We start from the raw sequence: 19141 nt of genomic DNA, 5'->3' as shown, positions 1-19141 counted from the left end.
CACGCACTGATCAACAACGCGACAGAGCCGCCCCAAGGTGAGACAGCCACACGCAGAAGGGGCACCCCTCAATGAGAGGCACCCCTTCTGACCAGCACGTCTATGACCTGCAACAGCGGTGCGATCCGCACCCTCAGGAACATCGTCACGCTCTCGCGTTTTTCAAGACCGTTCCCTTAGGCCGCTCGGGCAACCCACCCGCGTTCGTGATCGACACGGCGCGGGACAAGAGTAACGGGTCTGTCCGTGCGGGTGTGGGTCAGCTGTCGCCCTCGCGGGAACCCAGGGTCAGATCGACCGTCTTTGTCTTGCCGGCGCGTTCGTAGGTGATCTGCACCTTGTCGCCGGGCTTGTGGGTCCAGATCTCGCCGATCAGGGTCGGGCCGCTGTCGATCACGTGGTCGTCGAGCTTGGTGATGACGTCGCCGGGCTTCAGGCCCGCCGCGGCCGCCGGGCCGCCCGCCTCGACGGGGTCGGTGGCGTCCGTGCCCTTCTGGCTGATCTGCGCGCCGCCCGTGCCCTCTGTCAGGGTGACCGAGGCGCCGATCTTCGCGTAGACCGGCTTGCCGGTCTTGATCAGCTGCTGGGCGACGTACTTCGCCTGGTTGATCGGGATGGCGAAGCCCAGGCCGATCGAGCCGGACTGGCCGGTGCTCAGGCCGCCGCTGCTGGAGGACTGGATCGCCGAGTTGATGCCGATGACGTTGCCCGCAGCATCGAGCAGCGGGCCACCGGAGTTGCCCGGGTTGATGGACGCGTCCGTCTGCAGGGCGCTCATGTACGACGCCTTGCTGCTGGCGCTGCCGTCGCTGGAGGCCACCGGGCGGTTCTTGGCGCTGATGATGCCCGTGGTCACCGTGTTGGAGAGGCCGAAGGGGGCGCCGATCGCGATCGTCGAGTCGCCCACGGCCACCTTGTCGGAGTCTCCGAGGGTGAGCGGCTGCAGATCCGAGGGGGCGTTCTTGAGCTTGATGACCGCGACGTCGTAGCCCTGTGCGTGGCCGACGATCTCGGCGTCGTACTTCTTGCCGTCCGGGAAGGTGGCCGTCAGCTTGCCGCCGTCGACCGCGTCCGCGACGACGTGGTTGTTGGTGACGATGTGGCCCTGGGTGTCGAAGACGAAGCCCGTACCGGTGCCGCCCTCGCCGCTGGTGCTCTCCGCCTCGATGGTGACGGTGCTCGGTAGTGCCTTGGCGGCCACGCCCGCCACCGTGCCGGCGTCACGCTTCAGGTCGCCGCCGGTCTGCTGTGCGGCGGAGACCGTCGTCGACGTGGTGGAGTCGTCGTTGTCCTTGGCCAGCGTGTAGCCGAGGCCGCCGCCCAGGCCGCCGGCGACCAGTGCGGCGACCAGCACCGCGGCGAACAGCCCGCCGCGCCCGGACTTCGGCTTCGGCTGCTGGTCGTACGTGGCGCCCCAGGGCACGCCCGTGTCGCCGCCGCCTCCGCCGTCCATGTACGACGGTGTCGCCGGCGGCGCAGGCGGGGGCCAGGCCGCCGCATCGTGGCCCATACCGGCGCCGTGCGCGGCGTCCGGCGCTCCCGCCGACGCGTACGCCGGCACCTGGCCCGCGTGCGCCGGTTCCGGCTCCGGAGTCCCCGGGGTGCCCTGGGGCACTGGTGGGAGCGGAGTCGTCCGGGCCTCGGGCGCGGTGGCCTGCGGGGAGGCAGCAGGAGCTTCCACCGGCACGGGAGGTGCGGACGGGGCCGGGGGTACCGCAGTGCCCTCGTTCTCGGTGCTCACAGCTCTTTCTCCTCGATCCACGGCTGTCCTTCACGGTCGCACTCGGTCACGCCCGATCACATGTGCGCGTACCCATTGATACGGGTGGCGGTCGGTACGTGATTCAGCTGTGCGTGTCCTTTTGTATGCCGTCTAGCTTTTCCCACGGGCCGTCAGGGCACCATAAGCGGTGCCTGTGGGTCCGGGACCATTCTTTATATCCGACAAGTCGCACAAGCGTGAGCATCTGTTACGCGCATCGGACACCCTTGACGTCACACCCGCCCTTCGACGGTGACACCATGACGCGGTGACCCACGCACGACAGCACCCGATCCAGGTCGTCGCCCACCGCGGAGCCTCGGAGGAGGCCCCCGAGCACACGCTGGCCGCCTACAGGAAGGCGATCGAGGCCGGCGCCGACGCCCTGGAGTGCGATGTACGGCTGACCGCGGACGGCCATCTCGTCTGCGTCCACGACCGCCGCGTCAACCGTACGTCCAATGGCCGCGGCGCGGTCTCCGCCCTGGAACTCGCCGACCTCGCCGCCCTGGACTTCGGCTCCTGGAAGACCGGGGACGAGGCCCCCGACTGGGAACACCGCCCGGAGGACCGCGAGGACACCTCCGTACTCACCCTGGAACGGCTCCTCGAACTCGTCGCCGACGCCGGGCGGCGGGTGGAGCTGGCCATCGAGACCAAGCACCCCACGCGGTGGGCGGGCCAGGTCGAGGAGCGGCTGCTGTTCCTGCTCAAACGGTTCGGCCTGGACGCCCCGGAGTCACCGGCCGATTCACAGGTACGGGTCATGAGTTTCTCGGCACGCTCGCTGCACCGCGTCAGGGCCGCCTCGCCGACTCTGCCGACCGTCTACCTGAACCAGTTCCTCTCACCCCGGCTGCGCGACGGGCGGCTGCCCACCGGGGTGCGGATCGCAGGCCCCTCCATCCGGATCGTCCGCAGTCACCCGGCGTACATCGAGCGGCTGAAACGCGCCGGTCACCAGGTGCACGTCTGGACCGTGAACGAGCCCGCGGACGTCGACCTCTGTGTCGGCCTCGGCATCGACGCCGTCATCACCAACCGCCCCGGCGCGGTCCTTCGGCAACTGGGCCGCTGACCAGCCACACTTCCACGGCTCCGGAGCCTTAGGCCGTGAGCCGTCTCTTACCCGACTCCGACCCCGGTTCACGTCCGGACTCTTGACCTGGCGGTCCGGGTGAGGAAACCTCCACCTTCGGCCATACCGTCGAAATCCGGCCACTCGGTTACAGGGAGTGCACCGGCGCGTTCGGTCCGTGTTCGATCATCGCGAGTGCGTCATCGAAGGCGGAAGGGGCGGTTTCCGGTACAGGCCAAAGGGGCATTCACACCGTGGCGTGGGGCAAAGGAGGTCTCGGGGGTGGCGTTGGTGGTGGCACAGGAGGTGCCCACGTCGTCGAGCATGGCCGTTCCCCATGGCCCTGCGGGCGTGGGGAAAGCAAGACACCGGATGCGCGATCAGTTGCGCACGGGCGGTGTGGCGGAATCGGTCATAGACGACGCGGTCCTGATCCTGTCCGAACTCTTGAGCAACGCGTGCAAACACGGTCGGCCACTGGGCGAGGCCCTGGCCGGTGACGGCGACGTCCGGGCCGCGTGGCGCGTGGACTCCGGCGGCAGACTCATCGTCGAGGTGACGGACGGCGGCGGCCCGACCCGCCCGGTTCCGTCGACCCCCTCGGTGACGGCGCACGGCGGTCGCGGGCTGAACATCATCACGGCGCTGGCCAACGACTGGGGCGTCCGGGACGACACCCGCGGCGAGGTCACGGTGTGGGCCGTCGTCAACGACGACGTCCACGACCCGAACTCCGGCCACCGGCGTACCGACTTCGCAACCCGCGTCACGGCCCGCTCGATGTCCGCGGTACCCGACCTGGACTTCGCGGACGCGTTCGACGACATGGACTGACGGCACATCGGCGACGGCAGGTGCGCACCGGTCGGGACGCCGGTGTGCGGTGCGTTGTCCACAGGGTCCCGTCGGCCGTCCTACGAACGGCTAGGCTCGCGCCAGTACGAGACGAGCCGTAACCGGGAGACACCCACGATGGCCAAGAAGCGACCCCAGACCAAGGCCTCGCGGCCTCAGCTGTCCGACCGAGAGATCCCGGTTGTCGGCGCCCGCGAGCCCTGCCCCTGCGACAGCGGCCGGCGCTACAAGGCCTGCCACGGCCGGGCCGCCGCGCACGCGGTCACCGAACTGGTGCACCGCCCCTTCGAGGGCTTGCCCGGAGAGGGCGACTGGGTGGCTCTGCGCGAGCTGGTCCCCGCCGCCACCGTGGAGCTGACCCTGAAGGGCGGCCTCCCCGAGGGCGTTCCCTCGGTCACACTCGCGACGGTCCTGCCGATGGCCTGGCCCGCCCTGCGCCGTGACGACGGCTCGGTCCTGCTCGGGCTGCAGAACGACACGGCGTCCGGCGACATCAGCCGCGACCTCGCCGACACCCTCCAGCGCGCGCTCACCGCGGCGCCCGGTACGCCCGTCCAGGGCCGCCGCGCCCCGGCCGAGAGCCCGCGACTGCAGGATCTGCTCGATCCCGAAGGCGTGTTCGAGCCAGTTGTGCACACGGGCTTCGAGTTCTGGGTTCCGGACGCGCAGAACGCCACCGCGGACGTCACCGCCTCCCTGGAGCGGGCGAACGACGCGGCGATCCCGACCGTGAAGCTGACGGGCGTCGACGCCGCGTACTGGTGCGAGACCCCGGACAAGAACCACCTGCGCTGGGTGATGCCGCACGGCGAGGAGCAGCTGCTCGACGCCCTCGCGCGGCTGCACGCGGCCGGGCAGTCCAGCCTGGGCGAGGGCACCCGTCTGGTGGGCTCCTTCCGCGCGCACGGCCTCACCGTCCCGGTCTGGGACCTGCCGACCGGCGTCACCGCGGAGGACGTGGAGAAGCCGGCCGCCGAGTTCGCCGAGCGTCTCGCGACCGCGCTGGCCTCGGACGCGCCGCTCACCCCGGAGGAGCGCCGCGCGCGCGGCGGCCTGACCAACCGCCAGGTGACGCTCAGCTGACACACCGTCGGAAACGTCGATTCCGCAGCCTCCGACGGGGGTGACTCCGGTCACAACTCCCCGCGAGGGCAACGGAATCGGTGTCCGAATAGCCGAGATCGAATTTGCGAACCGCCGATCTCTTGTTAGCGTTGCGGTAGCCCGGTTGCTGGTGCATCCCCCGTCGCCAGCAACCGGGTCTTTCTCTGCCCGGAGATTCCCGCAGCGTTCTGTACGGAACCGCGCCGCGCGTCAACTCCCGTCGGGCGCCCCGGAGTTGCTCCCCGAGCGCAGCAGCAGCGGCCCTTGTCCCGCGTCCGCCGCTCCCCCCACCTCGTCCGTGGAATTCCCCGCCGCAGCGAATTCGGCGACCGCCGTGTACGCCCCCGGCTCACCCGCCGTGCGCTCCCTGGGCGTCTCGCACACCCCCGGCTCGTCCTCGGCGCCCACCGCGCACCGCAGCTGCACGGTGTGGGAGTCGGGGCCCATGAGGCTCAGCACGGACACGAGGTCACGGCCGGTCGCGTTGCGGTAGTAGGTGCGCGCCCAGGTCTCCTCCCCCTGCGACAGGACACAGGTCTGTGCCTCGATGCCGTCGGGGGAGGTGAGCTCGGGACCACAGCGGGCGGCGGTCGCGAGCCCCAGGCCGAGCAGCAGCGGGGAACCGGTGGGATCGGCGGCGGGGTCGGCGGCTTCTCGCGCCTTGTCGTCCTCAGGACCGTCCTGAGGGCTGTCCTGAGGACCTTCTTCAGGCGTCAGGGAGAGGAGGGCGTCGCGGTCCGCGTCACCCACGGGCCCCGCGGACGCGACGGCCAGCGGCAGGGCGACCGTGAGCGCCACGACGCCCGAGAGCGCGAGCAGACGGAGGTTCATGGAGGTGAACATAACGACAGGGGACGGGCGCCCGGTTGCCCGCGCGCCCGACACCCCTACAACTCGGGCGCGCTCACACCCGTACGAGTGAGGGCCTCGACCACGGCGTCCACCACGGCCTCGACATCGGGCAGCCAGGGCGAGGCCGAGCCGGGCAGCGGTGCCCGCTCCCAGCGGACCTGGCCCTGTCCGGTCTCGGACGGCGGCAGGGCGATGTAACCGCCCTCACTGTGGAAGCGGAGCGAACCGGGCACGAAGTCCTTCGCGTACAGCAGTTCGCCCAACTGTTCCATCGTGTACGGCTTCACGAGCAGCGACCAGCGGGTGGGAGCCGCGACGACCGGGCCCAGGCGCATGCCCTTGCGGTCCAGTGCGTCGAGGGCGCGCGCCGCGGCCGGGGCCGGCAGGCTCACCGCGCACGGGGCAGCGCCGCCGGTGGCGAGGATGATGGGAGCCGTCGGCCGGTTCGTCCACCACCAGCGCACCATGCGCTCGTCGGTGGTCGCCGCCAGCAGGCCGGGTTCGAACGGGTGAGCGCCGGGGACCGTGCACTCCGGATCGGGGCAGCCGCAACGGGCGCGCCCCTGTGGATCCGGTGCCACGCCCGGGAGTACGGGCCACTGCCATCCGGCCGCGAACGTCAGAGCCGCGCCGAGCACCTCAGGCTTCCCGCCGTCACGCCGGGACAGGAGCCTGCGTCGCCTTCCGAGCCTTCCGAGGATCTCGCGCATGAGCGCTCGTTCCTTTCCGTTGCACGCCTGGCAACACCGTGGGCCACATCACACCATGTGTCGATCACTTCACTGTGCGTACCTTCTGGCGCATCCCGACCTGCGGGAGGCAAGGGGCAGCCCCCTTGTTGTGCGCCGAGCGCCGAGCGTTGGCTTCGTCCGCGTCCATACTGCGTTCAGCAAAAGCATGGGCATGGCGCGGGGTGGCGGAGTCTGGCGTTTTGCGTCCCGCGTATTTCTCTCCGCCTCCGCCAAGGGAGGATGGGACACGGCCGTCGGTGGTTAAGACGCCCGGGTCCGTCGCCAGGTTCCGGGCGGTTGGACAACCACCCCCGGCCTTCACCGAGTACGTACCCACCAAGACCGCTGTGACGCTCCGTCGAACCAGGCCAGTCGACCTCAATAACCCGCTACCCGAGTCAGTTTTAGGCCAACTTTGCTTTTTCGCAAGGGGACCACGGCGAACCCATGGACACCAGGAATCCCGGCAGGACAATGCTGGACATCCCCTCACGAGTGCGTGTACATGTGGAGACACTGCTAGCGGCGCAGAATCACATGGGGGTTTGCGATGCTATTGAGCAATAAGCGCCGGTCGGAAGGCCGGACGCCATGAACGCCCCTCACCTCCCGAAAGTGGCTGGAATCGATTCAACGGTTCCCTCGCCCGCACACACTGTCGCGCCCGCGCCCGTAGCCCCGGACACCCCAGCGGACACACCCGCACTGACCTGCCCGAACGGTCCCGGCATCCTGCTTCAGGACCGCCTCGCCGGCTGGGTGTCCGACCTCACAACGCTGCACGAGCTCACCGAACGTCTGGCCCGCACGGCGGCACTCACCGACGCACTGCAGGAACTGCTGCAGGCCGGAGCCGCTCTCGTGGGCGCCCGGCGCGGTCTCCTCGTCCTGGAACCCGGTGACGGCCTCGGCCCCGACACCACCATCGGCCTGGGGCTGGCCCGCGCGGACCTCGGGCACATCGAGACGATCCCGCGCGGCGCCATGCCGTACGGACAGCTCCTCGACACGGCCGCCGGACTGCCCGGCGGCGAGAGCGAAATCACACACCCGGACCTCCTCGCCGAGGACGGTCTCGACCCCCGGCACCGCGAGGTCGCCGCCCGCCTCGGCTACGCGGCGAGCTACGCGCTCCCCCTGTCCACGGAGTCCGCGGGCCGCCTCGGCGCGGCCGTCTGGCTGTACGACGAGCCGGCGGAGCCGGTCGAACGGCAACGGCACCTCGTCGGCCTGTACGCGCGGTTCGCGACCGAGCACCTGGCCCGGCTGGTCGAAGTGGAGCGCACGCGCGCGTGCGTGCGCACGATCTCCGAGGAGCTGCTGCCCGCCCGGCTGCCCCGGACGGCCGGTGTCCAGCTCGCCGCCCGGCACCGCACCGGTCCACGCGGCGGCGGCGACTGGTACGACGCGCTGCCGCTCCCGGACGCCGCCCTCGGCCTGGCCGTGGGCGCGGTGACCGGCTCCGGGCCGAGCGCGATCGCCGCGATGGGCCGGCTGCGGGCCTCCCTGCGCGCGTACGCCGTGATGGAGGAGAGGGACCCGGTGGCGGTCCTCTCCGACCTGGAGGTGCTGTTGAGGCTCACCGAGCCCGCCCGCTGCGCCACCGCCCTGTTCGCCTACTGCGAGCCCGCCCTGCGCAAGGTCACGCTGGCCGGTGCCGGGCACTGCCCGCCCCTGCTTGTCGGCGAGCGGCGCACGGAGTTCGTGGAGACCACCGTGTCTGCGCCGCTCGGGATGCTCGCCTGCTGGGAGGCGCCCAGCGTGGAGTTCCGTACCGAGCCCGGAGAGACGGTTCTGCTGTACACCGACGGGCTGCTGCACCGTACGGGCCAGCCCGTGGACCGGGCCTTCTCCCGGCTGCACGCGGCGGCGGCGAGCGTCCCCAGGCAGCTGCGGGACGACGCGGGCGCGATCGCGGACCACGTCCTGCGGAGCATGCTGCCGGACGGGCTGGACGCGTCGGACGGTCAGGAGGACGTCGTACTGCTGTCGGCGCGGTTCGAGTGAGCCGCCGGTCGCCCCGCTCACCTCTGGGCCCCGTCCCGTACGACCGTACGATGGGCGGGGTCCAGTGCCGTATCTAGGAGGATGACCGTGGCGGACGAGCTCAATCCGGCGATCCCGGAGACTGAGACCGAGCCCGAAGAGCCGATCAAGCAGCGGAAGAACGGCCTGTACCCCGGCGTGTCCGACGAGCTTGCCGAGAACATGAAGTCCGGCTGGGCCGACACCGAGCTGACGGGCCTGGAGCCCATCGCTCAGGCCCCCCACACCGCCGCCCGCCGCGCCGCGCTCTCCGCGCGCTTCCCGGGCGAGCGTCTGGTGATCCCGGCGGGCAATCTGAAGACGCGTTCGAACGACACGGAGTATCCCTTCCGTGCCTCGGTCGAGTACGCGTACCTGACCGGTGGCCGGCCCGATGAGAGCGCCGGTGGCGTGCTCGTCCTGGAGCCCGTCGACGGCGGTCACAAGGCGACGATCTATCTCCTCCCTCGCTCCGACCGCGAGAACGGTGAGTTCTGGCTCTCCGGGCAGGGTGAGCTGTGGGTCGGGCGCCGACTTTCCCTCACCGAGGCCGAACAGGTGTACGGCATCCCGGCTTCGGACGTGCGCGAGCTGGCCGGCAGGCTGGCGGAGGCCACCGGACCGGTACGGGTCGTACGTGGGTTCGACGCCGGCATCGAGGCCGCCCTGACCGACAAGGTCACCGCCGAGCACGACGACGAACTGCGGGTCTTCCTCTCCGAGGCGCGGCTGGTCAAGGACGAGTTCGAGATCGGCGAGCTGCAGAAGGCCGTCGACTCGACCGTGCGCGGCTTCGAGGACGTGGTGAAGGTCCTCGACAAGGCCGAGGCGACCTCCGAGCGGTACATCGAGGGCACCTTCTTCCTCCGCGCGCGCGTCGAGGGCAACGACGTCGGCTACGGCTCCATCTGCGCGGCCGGCCCGCACGCCTGCACGCTCCACTGGGTGCGCAACGACGGGGCCGTGCGCTCCGGCGACCTGCTGCTGCTGGACGCGGGCGTCGAGACACACACGTACTACACGGCCGACGTCACCCGGACGCTGCCGATCAACGGCACGTACACCGAGATCCAGAAGAAGATCTACGACGCGGTGTACGACGCCCAGGAGGCCGGTATCGCGGCCGTGCGGCCCGGCGGCAAGTACCGCGACTTCCACGACGCGGCGCAGCGGGTGCTGGCCGAGCGGATCGTGGAGTGGGGGCTTGTCGAGGGGCCCGTGGAGCGGGTGCTGGAGCTGGGGTTGCAGCGCAGGTGGACGCTGCACGGCACGGGGCACATGCTCGGTATGGACGTTCACGACTGTGCCGCGGCGCGGGTGGAGTCCTATGTCGACGGGACGCTCGAGCCGGGGATGGTGCTGACCGTCGAGCCCGGGCTGTACTTCCAGGCTGATGATCTGACCGTGCCTGTGGAGTACCGGGGTATCGGGGTGCGGATCGAGGACGACATTCTGGTGACCGAGGGTGGGAACCGGAACCTTTCGGCCGGATTGCCTCGACGGTCTGATGAAGTCGAGGCGTGGATGGCGCGTCTCAAGGGTTGAGTTTCGTCTGCGGGTGAGTCGTGGCTGGTCGCGCAGTTCCCCGCGCCCCTGGGTATGTCGGTGTGGATCTGCATCTTGAGTTCGCCGTCGGTGAAGGGCGCCGTGGCGGGCTCGAGCGTGCCCTGCGGGATGCCGTGCGGGACGGGCGGCTGACGCCCGGGGCTCGGCTTCCTGCCACCCGGCGGCTCGCCGATGAGCTCGGGGTGTCGCGGGGGACCGTGAAGGCCGCCTACGACCAGCTGGTCGCCGAGGGGTATCTCACCGCCCGGCAGGGGGCCGGTACGCAGGTCGCCGCGCTGCCCTCCGTCGGTGCCGAGCCGACGGCGGCGGCCGCACGCGCGCGGGTGCCCCGTTTCGATCTGCGGCCGGGGAGCCCGGACGTCGGGACGTTCCCGGCGGACGCCTGGCTGCGGGCGCTGCGCCGAGCCGTCGCGACGGCGCCCTCCCCGGCGTACGACTACGGCGATCCGCGCGGCCGGATCGAGCTGCGGACGGCGCTGTCGGGCTACCTGGGGCGGGCCCGCGGGGTGCTCGCGCCGCCCGAGCGGATCGTGATCACCTCCGGGTACGTGCAGGGGCTCTCGCTCCTCACACGCGTACTGGACGGCGCCGCCATCGCCATGGAGGACCCGGGGCTGCCCTTCCACCGGGAGGTCGTACGGCGGGCCGGCGGTCGGGTCGTACCGGTGGGCGTCGACGAGCGCGGCGCCCGCGTCGAGGAGTTGGCCGGCCCCGAGGTCTCCGCGGTCGTCGTCACACCCGCCCATCAGTACCCGACCGGCGTGACCCTGCACCCGGAGCGACGGCGGGCGCTCACCGACTGGGCACGCGCGCGGGACGGGCTGATCGTCGAGGACGACTACGACGGGGAGTTCCGGTACGACAGACAGCCCGTCGGCGCTCTTCAGGGCATGGCCCCGGGACAGGTCGCCTACATCGGCACCGCCTCCAAGACGCTCGGGCCCGCCCTGCGCCTGGGCTGGATGGTGCTGCCCCCGCATCTCGTCGACGCGGTCGCCGACGTCAAGCTGCACAGCGACCACCACACCGAGACCATCGGCCAGCTGGCCCTCGCCGAACTGATCACCGGCCACGCCTACGACCGGCACGTGCGCGCGTGCCGCCTGCGCTACCGGCGCCGCCGGGACCGGCTCGTCGAGCTGCTGGGCGCACGCCGGAACGTGCGCGGGATCGCGGCGGGACTGCACGCCCTGGTGGAGGTGGCCGACGAGGCGGCGGTCCTGGCTCGGGCCGAGGAGGCCGGGCTCGCGGTCGGGTATCTCGGGGAGCACTGGCACGAGCCGGGGACGGCGGCCGCTGAGGGGCGCGCTCAGGGGCTGGTCGTGGGGTACGGGACGCCTCGGGAGCGGGTGTATCCGGAGGCGCTGGAGGTGCTCGGGCGGGTTCTGGACGGTGGCTGAGCGCGGTTTCCCCGGGCCGTGACCGGGCCGAATTGGGTCACAAAAAGGAGTGACTATTGGGCCTGCCCATCGGTCCACCGGGCTTCTAACGTCGTCCGTATGAACAACTCCCTCGTCCCGCCCGCAGGCCCGCAGCGCGTGCTCGCCCTGGCTCAGCTGACCAACTCGGTCGGCGACGGGGCGTACTACGTCACCTCCGCCCTCTACTTCACCCACGTCGTCGGGCTCGCCCCCGCGCGCGTGGGGCTCGGGCTGACGCTCGCCTGGGCGGTCGGTTCGCTGGTCGGAGTGCCCCTCGGGCGGCTCGCCGACCGGCGCGGGCCGCGCGGGACCGCCGTACTGCTGGCGCTCGCCACCGGGGCCGCGGTGGCGTCCTTCCTGGTCGTGCGGGGCTTCGTGCCGTTCGTGATCGCGGCCTGTGCCTACGCGTCCGCGCAGTCGGGGCTCGCGGCGGCCCGGCAGGCACTGCTCGCCGGGCTGGTGACGGCCGGGGACCGCACGCGGCTGCTCGCGCACCTCCAGTCCACGCTCAACGCCGGTCTGGCGGTGGGCGCGGGGCTCGGCGGGCTCGCGCTGAGCGCCGGGACGCGGGCCGCGTATCTCGGGGTGTTCGCGCTGGACGCGGTGAGTTTCCTGGTCTGCGCGGGGCTGCTGCTGCGGCTGCCGTCGGTGGCGCCCGTCGCGGCGGTGAAGTCGCCGGGGCTCGGTGTGCTGCGCGACCGGCCGTACGTCGTCGTGACCCTGCTCAACACCGTGCTGCTGCTGCGCATGCCGCTGCTCAGCCTCGGCATCCCGCTGTGGATCACCGAGCGGACCGACGCTCCCGCCTGGGTCGTCTCGGCGCTGTTCGTGCTCAACACCGGCGCGGTGATGGTGTTCCAGGTGCGGATGGCTCGCGGGGTGACGGGGATCGGGTCGGCCACCCGCGCGGTACGGCGCTCCGGTTGGGTGATGCTCGCGGCGTGCGCGGTGTTCGCCCTGTCGGCCGGGGTGGGCCCCTGGGTGGGCGTCGGTGTCCTGGTGGTCGGCGCGGTGCTTCAGGTCGTCGCCGAGATGGGACAGTCGGCGGGGTCCTGGCAGCTGTCGTTCGACCTGGCCCCCGCCGACCGGGTCGGCGAGTACCAGGGCTTCTTCGGCACCGGCGTCACCGTGGCCCGTACCGCGGGGCCCCTCGTCCTCACCGCGCTGCTGGTGGGCTGGGGGACCCCGGGGTGGCTGCTCCTGGGCGGAGTCACGCTGGTGGCGTCGTACGCCATGGGGCCGGCGGCCCGGAAGGCGGCCGCCGCCGGCCCGGCGCGCGCGGCCGTCAGGCAGCCCGTGTCGGTGAGCTGACCGGCAGCGAGTCCAGGAACAGGGCCCCCGCGAAGAGCCCGGCGCTCCCGCGGGGGCTCCACGCACGCGCGTGCAGGTCGTCGTCGAATGCGGCCAGAGCTGTGGCACCCGCTTGCGTCGACGTGCCGCCCGCTTCCAGGATTCCCCGGGCGCCCGCCTGGACATGGCGCAGGCCGTGCGGGCCCGCCGTGTACAGCAACTCGGTGTCCTGGAGCGTCGACATGACGGTCAGCAGGGCGTCGAGGCGGGCCTGCGCCTCCGTCGCGCCTGTCGAGCGGGCGACGGCCAAGGCGTCCAACGCCCGCCGTACGTGCGGGAATCCGGCCCGCGCCTCGCCACGGGCGCCGGCCGCGCCGTACTTCGCCGACACCGAGGAGCCCCGGGAGGGTCTGCGCGGGGCGCGTCTGTCGGGGTGGGAGGCGATGCGCTTGGCGGTCGCCGCGACGTCGCGTGCCTTGGCCCGGGGGTCCAGGGCGGCTGCCGCGACCAGCAGGCCGAGCGCCCACAGGGCACCCCGGTGGCCGCCGCCCGCGAGCCCCACCGAGTGCTCGGTGGACCGGCCGATGGCGCCCAGTTCCGTACGGAGCCCGGGTGTCGGTTCGCCGGTGCGGCGGGCCACGGCGGCCATCGCCGTGAGGCCGGGCGCGAGCGCCTTGGCCGACCAGCGCAGGGCGAGTTGGTCCCGGCGCGTGGCACGGGCGTCGAGATCGCGCGGGTCGGGCAGGCCCGGCTTGGGAGCCAGGGCCAGCTGTCCGGTCAGCGCGTCCACGGCGGCGAGCGCCAGCGCCTCGTCCTCACGGCTGCTCATGGCCGTACCTTACGAGGACGCCGAAGCGGATGGGGAGGCGCTGTCGGTCGGGGCGTCCGTCGGCGGCTCGCCACTCGGGGGCGTACCGCCACCGCCGCTGCCCGCGCCGGTGTTCTCGGCGTCCGGGTCGATGCCCAGGGTGATGAAGCCCTTGTAGCCCTTGGAGACGTCCTTCTTGTGGACCGGCTTCAGGGTGAGCAGACCGCTGGACGCGCCGCCGCCGTCGTACACCATGTCGTTGTCGAGGGTGGTGTAGCTGCCGGAGTGCTGGGAGTAGGGCTTAAGGGCGAAGATCTCCTCGGCCGCGTCGTCGGGGAAGAACAGCTGGCCGGTGTGGTTGACCGTGCCGCCCTCGTAGGTGCCGTCCTCCTTCTGGCCGCCGGTGTGGACCTTGAGGTGGATGTGGCAGGTGCGCGGCGTGTACCAGCCGGGAAAGATCGTCTCGAACTTGACGACCCCGTTGGCGTTGGCGATCTGGTAGCCACGCAGGTAGGTGTTGTCGTTCGCGGTGGAACCGTCCTCGCTCTCGGCGGGAGCCGAGCCGCCGGGGTTGGCGGTGGTGTAGCCGGAGTAGTAGCCCCAGGCGTCGCAGTGCCAGATCTCCACGGCCGCGCCCGCGACCGGGGCACAGGACTCGGTGGTGTCCTGGACGGTGATGCGCAGTGTCAGCGGGACACCGGACTTGCCCTCGGTGATGTCCTTTCTCACCAGCGCGTTGTCGAGGTAGTACGGCCCCTCCGTCACGCTCGACATGAGCACACAGGTGCCGCTGCTCCCGCTCGCCGTGGCGTCGTCGGTGGCCGTGGCCGTGGTCGTCGCCTCGTCGGCGAAGGCCGACTGGTAGCCCGCGACCACCAGTCCGCCGGCGGCGACCGCGCCTCCGGTCACCGCAAGGGCGCGGCGTCGGCTGATTGAGGTGTCCTTGTGGTTTCCCGTCATGACCAGGAAATTAGGGACGCCGTCCGTCAGGAACATGGGCGCGAGCTGAGAGCCGCCTGTGAAGCGTGAGAAACCTGAAACCGGTCGTCGGCAGGGACGACGGCGTTCACACCGCCATCAGCGGCGCGTCCTTCTGCCACTTGAGGATCTTGTCGAAGCTGACCACCGCGCCGCCCCGGCCCGGCTTGTTGCCGATGGTGAGGTGGTCGGCGAGTTCCTCGATCAGCGACAGGCCCCGGCCGTTCTCCGCGTCGTACGGGACGGCGGCCACCGGCACCGGCCGGCGCGGGGCCTCCTGGAGTGCCGGAGCCGCCGAGGCCGCCGGGAAGCCCGGGCCCGAGTCGGTGACCTCGATGCGGCACTTCTCCCCGTCGAGGTACGCGGTGACGCGATAGGCCCCTCGGGAGTCGCCGTACCCGGTGTCCCCGCCGTGCTCGACGGCGTTCGCACAGGCCTCGGTGAGCGCGACGGAGAGGTCGTAGGAGATGTCGGGATCGACGCCCGCCGTCTCCATGGTGCCCAGGAGCAGACGTCTGGCGAGCGGAACGCTCGCCGCCTCACGTCGAAGATGGAGTGACCACCAGATGCTCATGCTCCAGCCTCCAGGCCGCGGCTCGACATACCTGTACGTATTGCCGCGAGTGGCGGTGTGTAAGCACGCAGTTGACGTGATGCCGCCCATACGGGGGATGCACCCCGAGCCACAATCGGTGTATGTAGTGCATCAACTGACAGAAGCGATCTACCGGTTGTACACGGCTTTACATGGTGGTATCCGGCTGTACTCCACCTTGTGGACCTGCCGTACGGGTGCCGTGGGGCCAGTGCGATGATGAGCCCGCCATGACTGCCCGCCGCCGGCGCACAGCGCCCTCCGGAAGCACTCTCCGGATGCTGAGGGCCGCGGTGTTCTCCGCGGTCTGTGTCGTGCTGGCCGGGGCCGGTCACACCTTCGCCTCCTGTGCCTCCGTTCCGCTGTGGACCCTGTTCGCCGGTTTCCTCGGGGTCCTCGCATGCGCGGCGCCTCTCGCCGGACGGACCCGCTCGCTGCCGGGCATCGTCGTCCTGCTGGCCGTCGGCCAGACCGTTCTGCACACCCTGTTCGGGCTCGGGCAGCACATGACGTCGGCGGCATCGGTTTCCCCGGCCGCCGCCACGGCGGACACCACCCTGGTCGCACGGGCCGCGCGGCTGCTGTGCGGTGTGCCGCTCGCGGCGATCAGCCCGGCACAGGCCCAGCGGATCCTCGCCGACGCGCGCATCAGTACGGGCGGCGGTACGGGGGCGGGTACCGGTGGCGGGGCGGGCATGGACATGGGGTCCATGAGCCACACCACGGACGCCGTCACGTCCGCCGGGTCCGTCTACGCCCTGCTGCCGACGCTGCCCATGCTGCTCGGTCACGTCCTCGCGGCAGTCGCCACCGGCTGGCTGCTGCGCCGCGGAGACCTGGCCCTGCTGCGGCTGATGCGGCTGTCGGCGCACGGAGTGGCCGAGGGGGCGCTCGTACGATCCCTGCGCGGGGCGCTCGCGCTGGCGCGCGCACTGCGTACGGGCCTTCCGGGTACGCCCGGTACGGCATCGCAGGCACCGCGCGCGTGGACCCTCGTATGTCTGCGGCCGTCCGCCACCGCGCTCCAGCACACGGTGATCCGGCGCGGTCCGCCGGCCTCCTCGCTCGTGCTCGCCGCCTGACACGACGCGACCGCTTTCCGCTCCCGGAGAGAGGGCCGCCGTCGTGCGGCACGCGCGCGTGTGCACCTTTTCGCACGCGTGACCCTCTTCCTCTCCGACCCGCCGGATCTGCCGGCACGTCGGACCTCACTCGAAGTGGAGCGCCTTCCGTCATGAAGGTTTCCCGTATCGCCGCCGCCGGCGCCCTCGCCGGTGCCACCGTCCTCGTCCTGTCCGGCCCCGCCTTCGCGCACGTCAGCGTCTCGGCCGAGGGAACCGCCGCCAAGGGCGGCTACGCGACCGTCAACTTCAAGGTGCCGAACGAGCGCGACAACGCCTCGACCACCAAGCTGGAGGTCAGCTTCCCGACCGACCACCCGCTCGCCTCGGTGATGCCACAGCCGATCGACGGCTGGACCGTCAAGGTCACCAAGTCCAAGCTGGCCAAGCCGCTCGAGATGCACGGCGAGAAGATCTCCGAGGCCGTTTCCAAGGTCACCTGGACCGCCACCGGCAAGGGCGTCGAGCCCGGCTTCTTCCAGAAGTTCCCGCTCTCCCTCGGCCAGCTGCCCGAGGACACGGACGAGCTCGTCTTCAAGGCGCTCCAGACGTACTCCAACAAGGAGGTCGTCCGCTGGATCGAGGTCCAGGAGGACGGCGCCGAGGAGCCCGACAACCCCGCTCCGGTGCTGGCGCTGTCCGCCGCCACCGGGGACCACCACGGCGGCGCCTCCACCACGGAGGAGCCCGCCGAGCAGGCCGCCGCGAAGACCACGACCGCGGCTGCCGAGCCCGCCGACAGCAGCGACACCACCGCACGCGTGCTCGGCGTCGTGGGCATCGTCGTCGGGGTCGCGGGTGTGGCGTTCGGCGTGCTGGCCGGCCGTCGCAGCAGCGGTAGCAGCAGCACCGCCTGACACGCGCTCACCTCCGGTGCGCGCCGGGGGCGTGCGGCTGTCCCGTACGCCCCCGGTCGTCCGGTGCACCCCCGGGTGCACACCGCACCCCCACGCACACCACCTTCAGGACATCGCCCTATGCGCAAGAAGCTGTTCGCCGCGTCCGCCCTGCTCGTCGCGGCCACCCTGACCCTCTCCGCCTGCGGCAGCGGTGACGACTCCGGCCAGTCCGTCGCCGATGTCTCCGTCGAGGCCGGCTCGGACAAGGCGGCCACGATCCTCGACCAGCCGTTCGAGAAGCCCGACCTCGTCCTCACCGACACCCAGGGCAAGAAGTACGACCTCCGCGCGGAGACCAAGGGCCGGCCCACGCTCATCTACTTCGGCTACACCAACTGCCCCGACGTCTGCCCGCTGACGATGAGCAACATCGCCGTCGCGAAGGGGCGGCTGTCCAAGGCCGACCAGGACAAGCTCCGCATCGTGTTCGTCACCACCGACCCGAAGCGGGACACCCCGGCCGCGCTCGGCAAGTGGCTCAAGGGCATCGACCCCCAGGTCGTCGGTCTGACCGGGGACTTCGCCACCATCCAGGCGGGCGCCCGCACCCTCGGCATCTCCATCGAGCCGACGTCGAAGGACAAGAACGGCAAGACGATCTCGATGCACGGCACCCAGGTCATCGCGTTCTCCCCGAAGACCGACGGCGGCTATGTGCTGTACGGCGAGGACGCCACCGTGGACGACTACATCAAGGACCTCCCCAAGATCATCAAGGGGCAGAACCCGTGAGGCACCTGAAGCTCGTGAGGTCCGCCGGGCTTCCCGCCCTGACGTCGGCCGCGCTGCTGGCCGGAGCGCTCGCCCTCACCGGGTGCGGGAGTTCGGACTCCGGGTCCGACGGCGACAGCGCCGGCGCGGGCCTGTCCGTCGGCTCCGCCTACATGCCCCAGCCGGTCTCGGACTCCATGGCGGCCGGGTTCCTCGTCATCACCAACAAGGGCGCCGCCGGTGACGTACTCACCCGCGTCACCAGCGACGTCGCGGGCGAGGTCACCGTGCACAAGACCGTCGGGCAGACCATGGAGGAGGCCGAGCGCCTCCATATCCCGGCCCACGGCGAACTCGTCCTGCAGAGCGGCGGCGACCATCTGATGTTCGAGCAGCTCAAGCGCAGACCGCGAGAGGGCGACAAGGTCGCCGTCCAGCTGCACTTTGCCAAAACCTCGCCGATCACCGTCGAGATGCCGGTGAAGTCCGCGACGTACAACCCGAAGACCGGACACTGAGACCGAGGGAGGGATCACCGTGACACAGACCATCGCCCCCCGCGTGCGGCCCCTGGTGCTGCTGTTCCTCGCAGTGGCCGCCGCGCTGCTCGCCGGGCTGGCCGGCGCCGCACCGGCCTCCGCACACGCCGCGCTCACCGGCAGCTCGCCACAGCAGGGTGTGGTGGTCGCCAAGGCCCCGGCCCAGGTGACGCTGACCTTCTCCGAGAAGGTCGCGCTGTCCGACGGCGCGTTCCGCGTGCTCGACCCCAAGGGCAAGCGCGTCGACACCGGCAAGGCGAGCGAGCTGAGCGGCACGACCTACGCCGTCCCGCTCCACTCCGGCCTGCCCGACGGCACGTTCACCGTCGCCTACCAGGTCGTCTCGGCGGACAGCCACCCCGTCGCCGGCGCCTTCACGTTCTCCATCGGCGCCCCCTCCGTGACCACCGTCTCGGTCTCCGACCAGTCGGCCGGCGGCGGAGTCGTCGGCGCCTTCTACGGCTTCGGCCGGTACGTCTCGTACGCGGGCTTCATCGTCATGGTCGGCGGCGCCGCCTTCGTGCTCGCCTGCTGGCAGCGCGGCTCCGGCGTACGGGCGCTCCAGCGGCTCGTCGTGTCCGGGTGGCTCGCGATGACCGCGGCCACCCTCGCGCTGCTGCTGATGCGCGGCTCGTACACCGGCTCCGGCAAGGTCGGCGACATCTTCGACCTGGGCCTCCTCGGCAACGTCCTCCAGACCAAGACGGGCGCCGCCCTCGTCTCCCGGCTGCTGCTGCTCGCGGCCGGCGCGCTGTTCATCGCGGTCCTCTTCGGGGCGTACGCCAGGCCCGAGGACGACGAGACGG

The 19141-nt window shown here is 71.3% G+C and carries 18 protein-coding genes; 12 read left to right on the top strand and 6 right to left on the bottom strand.

The features are described 5' to 3' along the window. Window positions 1-259 precede the first annotated feature (259 nt). Window positions 260-1741, bottom strand: a complete 1482-nt coding sequence (locus STRTUCAR8_RS35665; protein ID WP_006381107.1) for a S1C family serine protease — start codon at window positions 1739-1741, stop codon at window positions 260-262. A gap of 289 nt (window positions 1742-2030) precedes the next feature. On the opposite strand from STRTUCAR8_RS35665, the gene STRTUCAR8_RS35660 reads away from it, so the two are divergent. The 3 genes from STRTUCAR8_RS35660 (at window position 2031) to STRTUCAR8_RS35650 (ending at window position 4778) form a co-directional block, all read left to right on the top strand. Beyond that, window positions 2031-2840 (top strand): glycerophosphodiester phosphodiesterase, encoded by an 810-nt coding sequence (locus STRTUCAR8_RS35660; RefSeq protein ID WP_006381110.1) that lies wholly within the window; start codon window positions 2031-2033, stop codon window positions 2838-2840. A 195-nt stretch (window positions 2841-3035) separates the two neighbouring features. Continuing rightward, a complete protein-coding gene (locus STRTUCAR8_RS35655; protein ID WP_078507415.1) occupies window positions 3036-3674 on the top strand; it encodes an ATP-binding protein in 639 nt (212 codons plus the stop codon). Window positions 3675-3812: 138 nt separating this feature from the next. Next, window positions 3813-4778 (top strand): DUF5926 family protein, encoded by a 966-nt coding sequence (locus STRTUCAR8_RS35650; RefSeq protein WP_006381097.1) that lies wholly within the window; start codon window positions 3813-3815, stop codon window positions 4776-4778. 231 nt (window positions 4779-5009) lie between these two features. Here the strand turns inward: STRTUCAR8_RS35650 and STRTUCAR8_RS35645 are convergent, their stop codons facing one another. Both STRTUCAR8_RS35645 and STRTUCAR8_RS35640 read right to left on the bottom strand, forming a co-directional pair. Next, on the bottom strand, window positions 5010-5630 hold the full coding sequence (locus tag STRTUCAR8_RS35645) for a hypothetical protein (RefSeq protein WP_044473473.1): 621 nt from the start codon (window positions 5628-5630) through the stop codon (window positions 5010-5012). 56 nt (window positions 5631-5686) lie between these two features. After that, window positions 5687-6361, bottom strand: coding sequence for a bifunctional DNA primase/polymerase (locus STRTUCAR8_RS35640; RefSeq protein ID WP_006381111.1), 675 nt, complete (start codon window positions 6359-6361; stop codon window positions 5687-5689). Window positions 6362-6973: 612 nt separating this feature from the next. Here STRTUCAR8_RS35640 and STRTUCAR8_RS35635 point away from each other — a divergent pair. From STRTUCAR8_RS35635 to STRTUCAR8_RS35620, 4 genes are all read left to right on the top strand, one after another. After that, window positions 6974-8389 carry a PP2C family protein-serine/threonine phosphatase gene (locus STRTUCAR8_RS35635; protein ID WP_006381116.1) on the top strand — a complete coding sequence of 472 codons (1416 nt, stop codon included), beginning with the start codon at window positions 6974-6976 and terminating at the stop codon, window positions 8387-8389. A gap of 87 nt (window positions 8390-8476) precedes the next feature. Beyond that, the gene (locus STRTUCAR8_RS35630) at window positions 8477-9952 is read left to right on the top strand and encodes an aminopeptidase P family protein (protein ID WP_086025834.1); all 1476 of its coding nucleotides are present in this window, start codon (window positions 8477-8479) and stop codon (window positions 9950-9952) included. 62 nt (window positions 9953-10014) lie between these two features. Then, window positions 10015-11373, top strand: coding sequence for a MocR-like pyridoxine biosynthesis transcription factor PdxR (gene pdxR, locus STRTUCAR8_RS35625; protein WP_179200565.1), 1359 nt, complete (start codon window positions 10015-10017; stop codon window positions 11371-11373). Between the two features lie 99 nt (window positions 11374-11472). Continuing rightward, the gene (locus STRTUCAR8_RS35620) at window positions 11473-12705 is read left to right on the top strand and encodes an MFS transporter (protein ID WP_006381115.1); all 1233 of its coding nucleotides are present in this window, start codon (window positions 11473-11475) and stop codon (window positions 12703-12705) included. On the opposite strand, the gene STRTUCAR8_RS35615 is transcribed toward STRTUCAR8_RS35620, so the two are convergent. The 3 genes from STRTUCAR8_RS35615 to STRTUCAR8_RS35605 all read right to left on the bottom strand — a co-directional run bounded on the left by STRTUCAR8_RS35615 (window position 12680) and on the right by STRTUCAR8_RS35605 (window position 15044). Then, a complete protein-coding gene (locus STRTUCAR8_RS35615) occupies window positions 12680-13513 on the bottom strand; it encodes a triphosphoribosyl-dephospho-CoA synthase (protein ID WP_006381098.1) in 834 nt (277 codons plus the stop codon). The genes STRTUCAR8_RS35620 and STRTUCAR8_RS35615 overlap by 26 nt on opposite strands. Before the next feature lie 9 nt (window positions 13514-13522). Beyond that, window positions 13523-14452 (bottom strand): intradiol ring-cleavage dioxygenase, encoded by a 930-nt coding sequence (locus STRTUCAR8_RS35610; protein ID WP_179200566.1) that lies wholly within the window; start codon window positions 14450-14452, stop codon window positions 13523-13525. A gap of 106 nt (window positions 14453-14558) precedes the next feature. Then, complete coding sequence (locus STRTUCAR8_RS35605; RefSeq protein WP_006381101.1) at window positions 14559-15044, bottom strand: ATP-binding protein; 486 nt, start codon at window positions 15042-15044, stop codon at window positions 14559-14561. 251 nt (window positions 15045-15295) lie between these two features. Between STRTUCAR8_RS35605 and STRTUCAR8_RS35600 the strand changes: the two genes are divergently transcribed. From STRTUCAR8_RS35600 to STRTUCAR8_RS35580, 5 genes are all read left to right on the top strand, one after another. After that, on the top strand, window positions 15296-16147 hold the full coding sequence (locus STRTUCAR8_RS35600; protein ID WP_044473470.1) for a hypothetical protein: 852 nt from the start codon (window positions 15296-15298) through the stop codon (window positions 16145-16147). Window positions 16148-16299: 152 nt separating this feature from the next. Beyond that, the gene (locus STRTUCAR8_RS35595) at window positions 16300-17043 is read left to right on the top strand and encodes a YcnI family copper-binding membrane protein (protein WP_006381099.1); all 744 of its coding nucleotides are present in this window, start codon (window positions 16300-16302) and stop codon (window positions 17041-17043) included. A gap of 120 nt (window positions 17044-17163) precedes the next feature. Then, window positions 17164-17817, top strand: a complete 654-nt coding sequence (locus STRTUCAR8_RS35590; RefSeq protein WP_006381109.1) for an SCO family protein — start codon at window positions 17164-17166, stop codon at window positions 17815-17817. After that, a complete protein-coding gene (locus STRTUCAR8_RS35585; protein WP_234372495.1) occupies window positions 17814-18314 on the top strand; it encodes a copper chaperone PCu(A)C in 501 nt (166 codons plus the stop codon). Before STRTUCAR8_RS35590 ends, STRTUCAR8_RS35585 begins: the two co-directional genes overlap by 4 nt. A 19-nt stretch (window positions 18315-18333) precedes the next feature. Continuing rightward, window positions 18334-19141: copper resistance CopC family protein (locus STRTUCAR8_RS35580; RefSeq protein WP_006381112.1), on the top strand; the 808-nt coding region annotated here is incomplete at its 3' end.

Origin of the sequence: Streptomyces turgidiscabies Car8, assembly GCF_000331005.1 — a bacterium.
GTDB lineage: Bacteria > Actinomycetota > Actinomycetes > Streptomycetales > Streptomycetaceae > Streptomyces > Streptomyces turgidiscabies.
The sequence above is the reverse complement of the archived record's forward strand: the minus strand, read 5'-3'. Positions and strand labels throughout refer to the sequence as shown.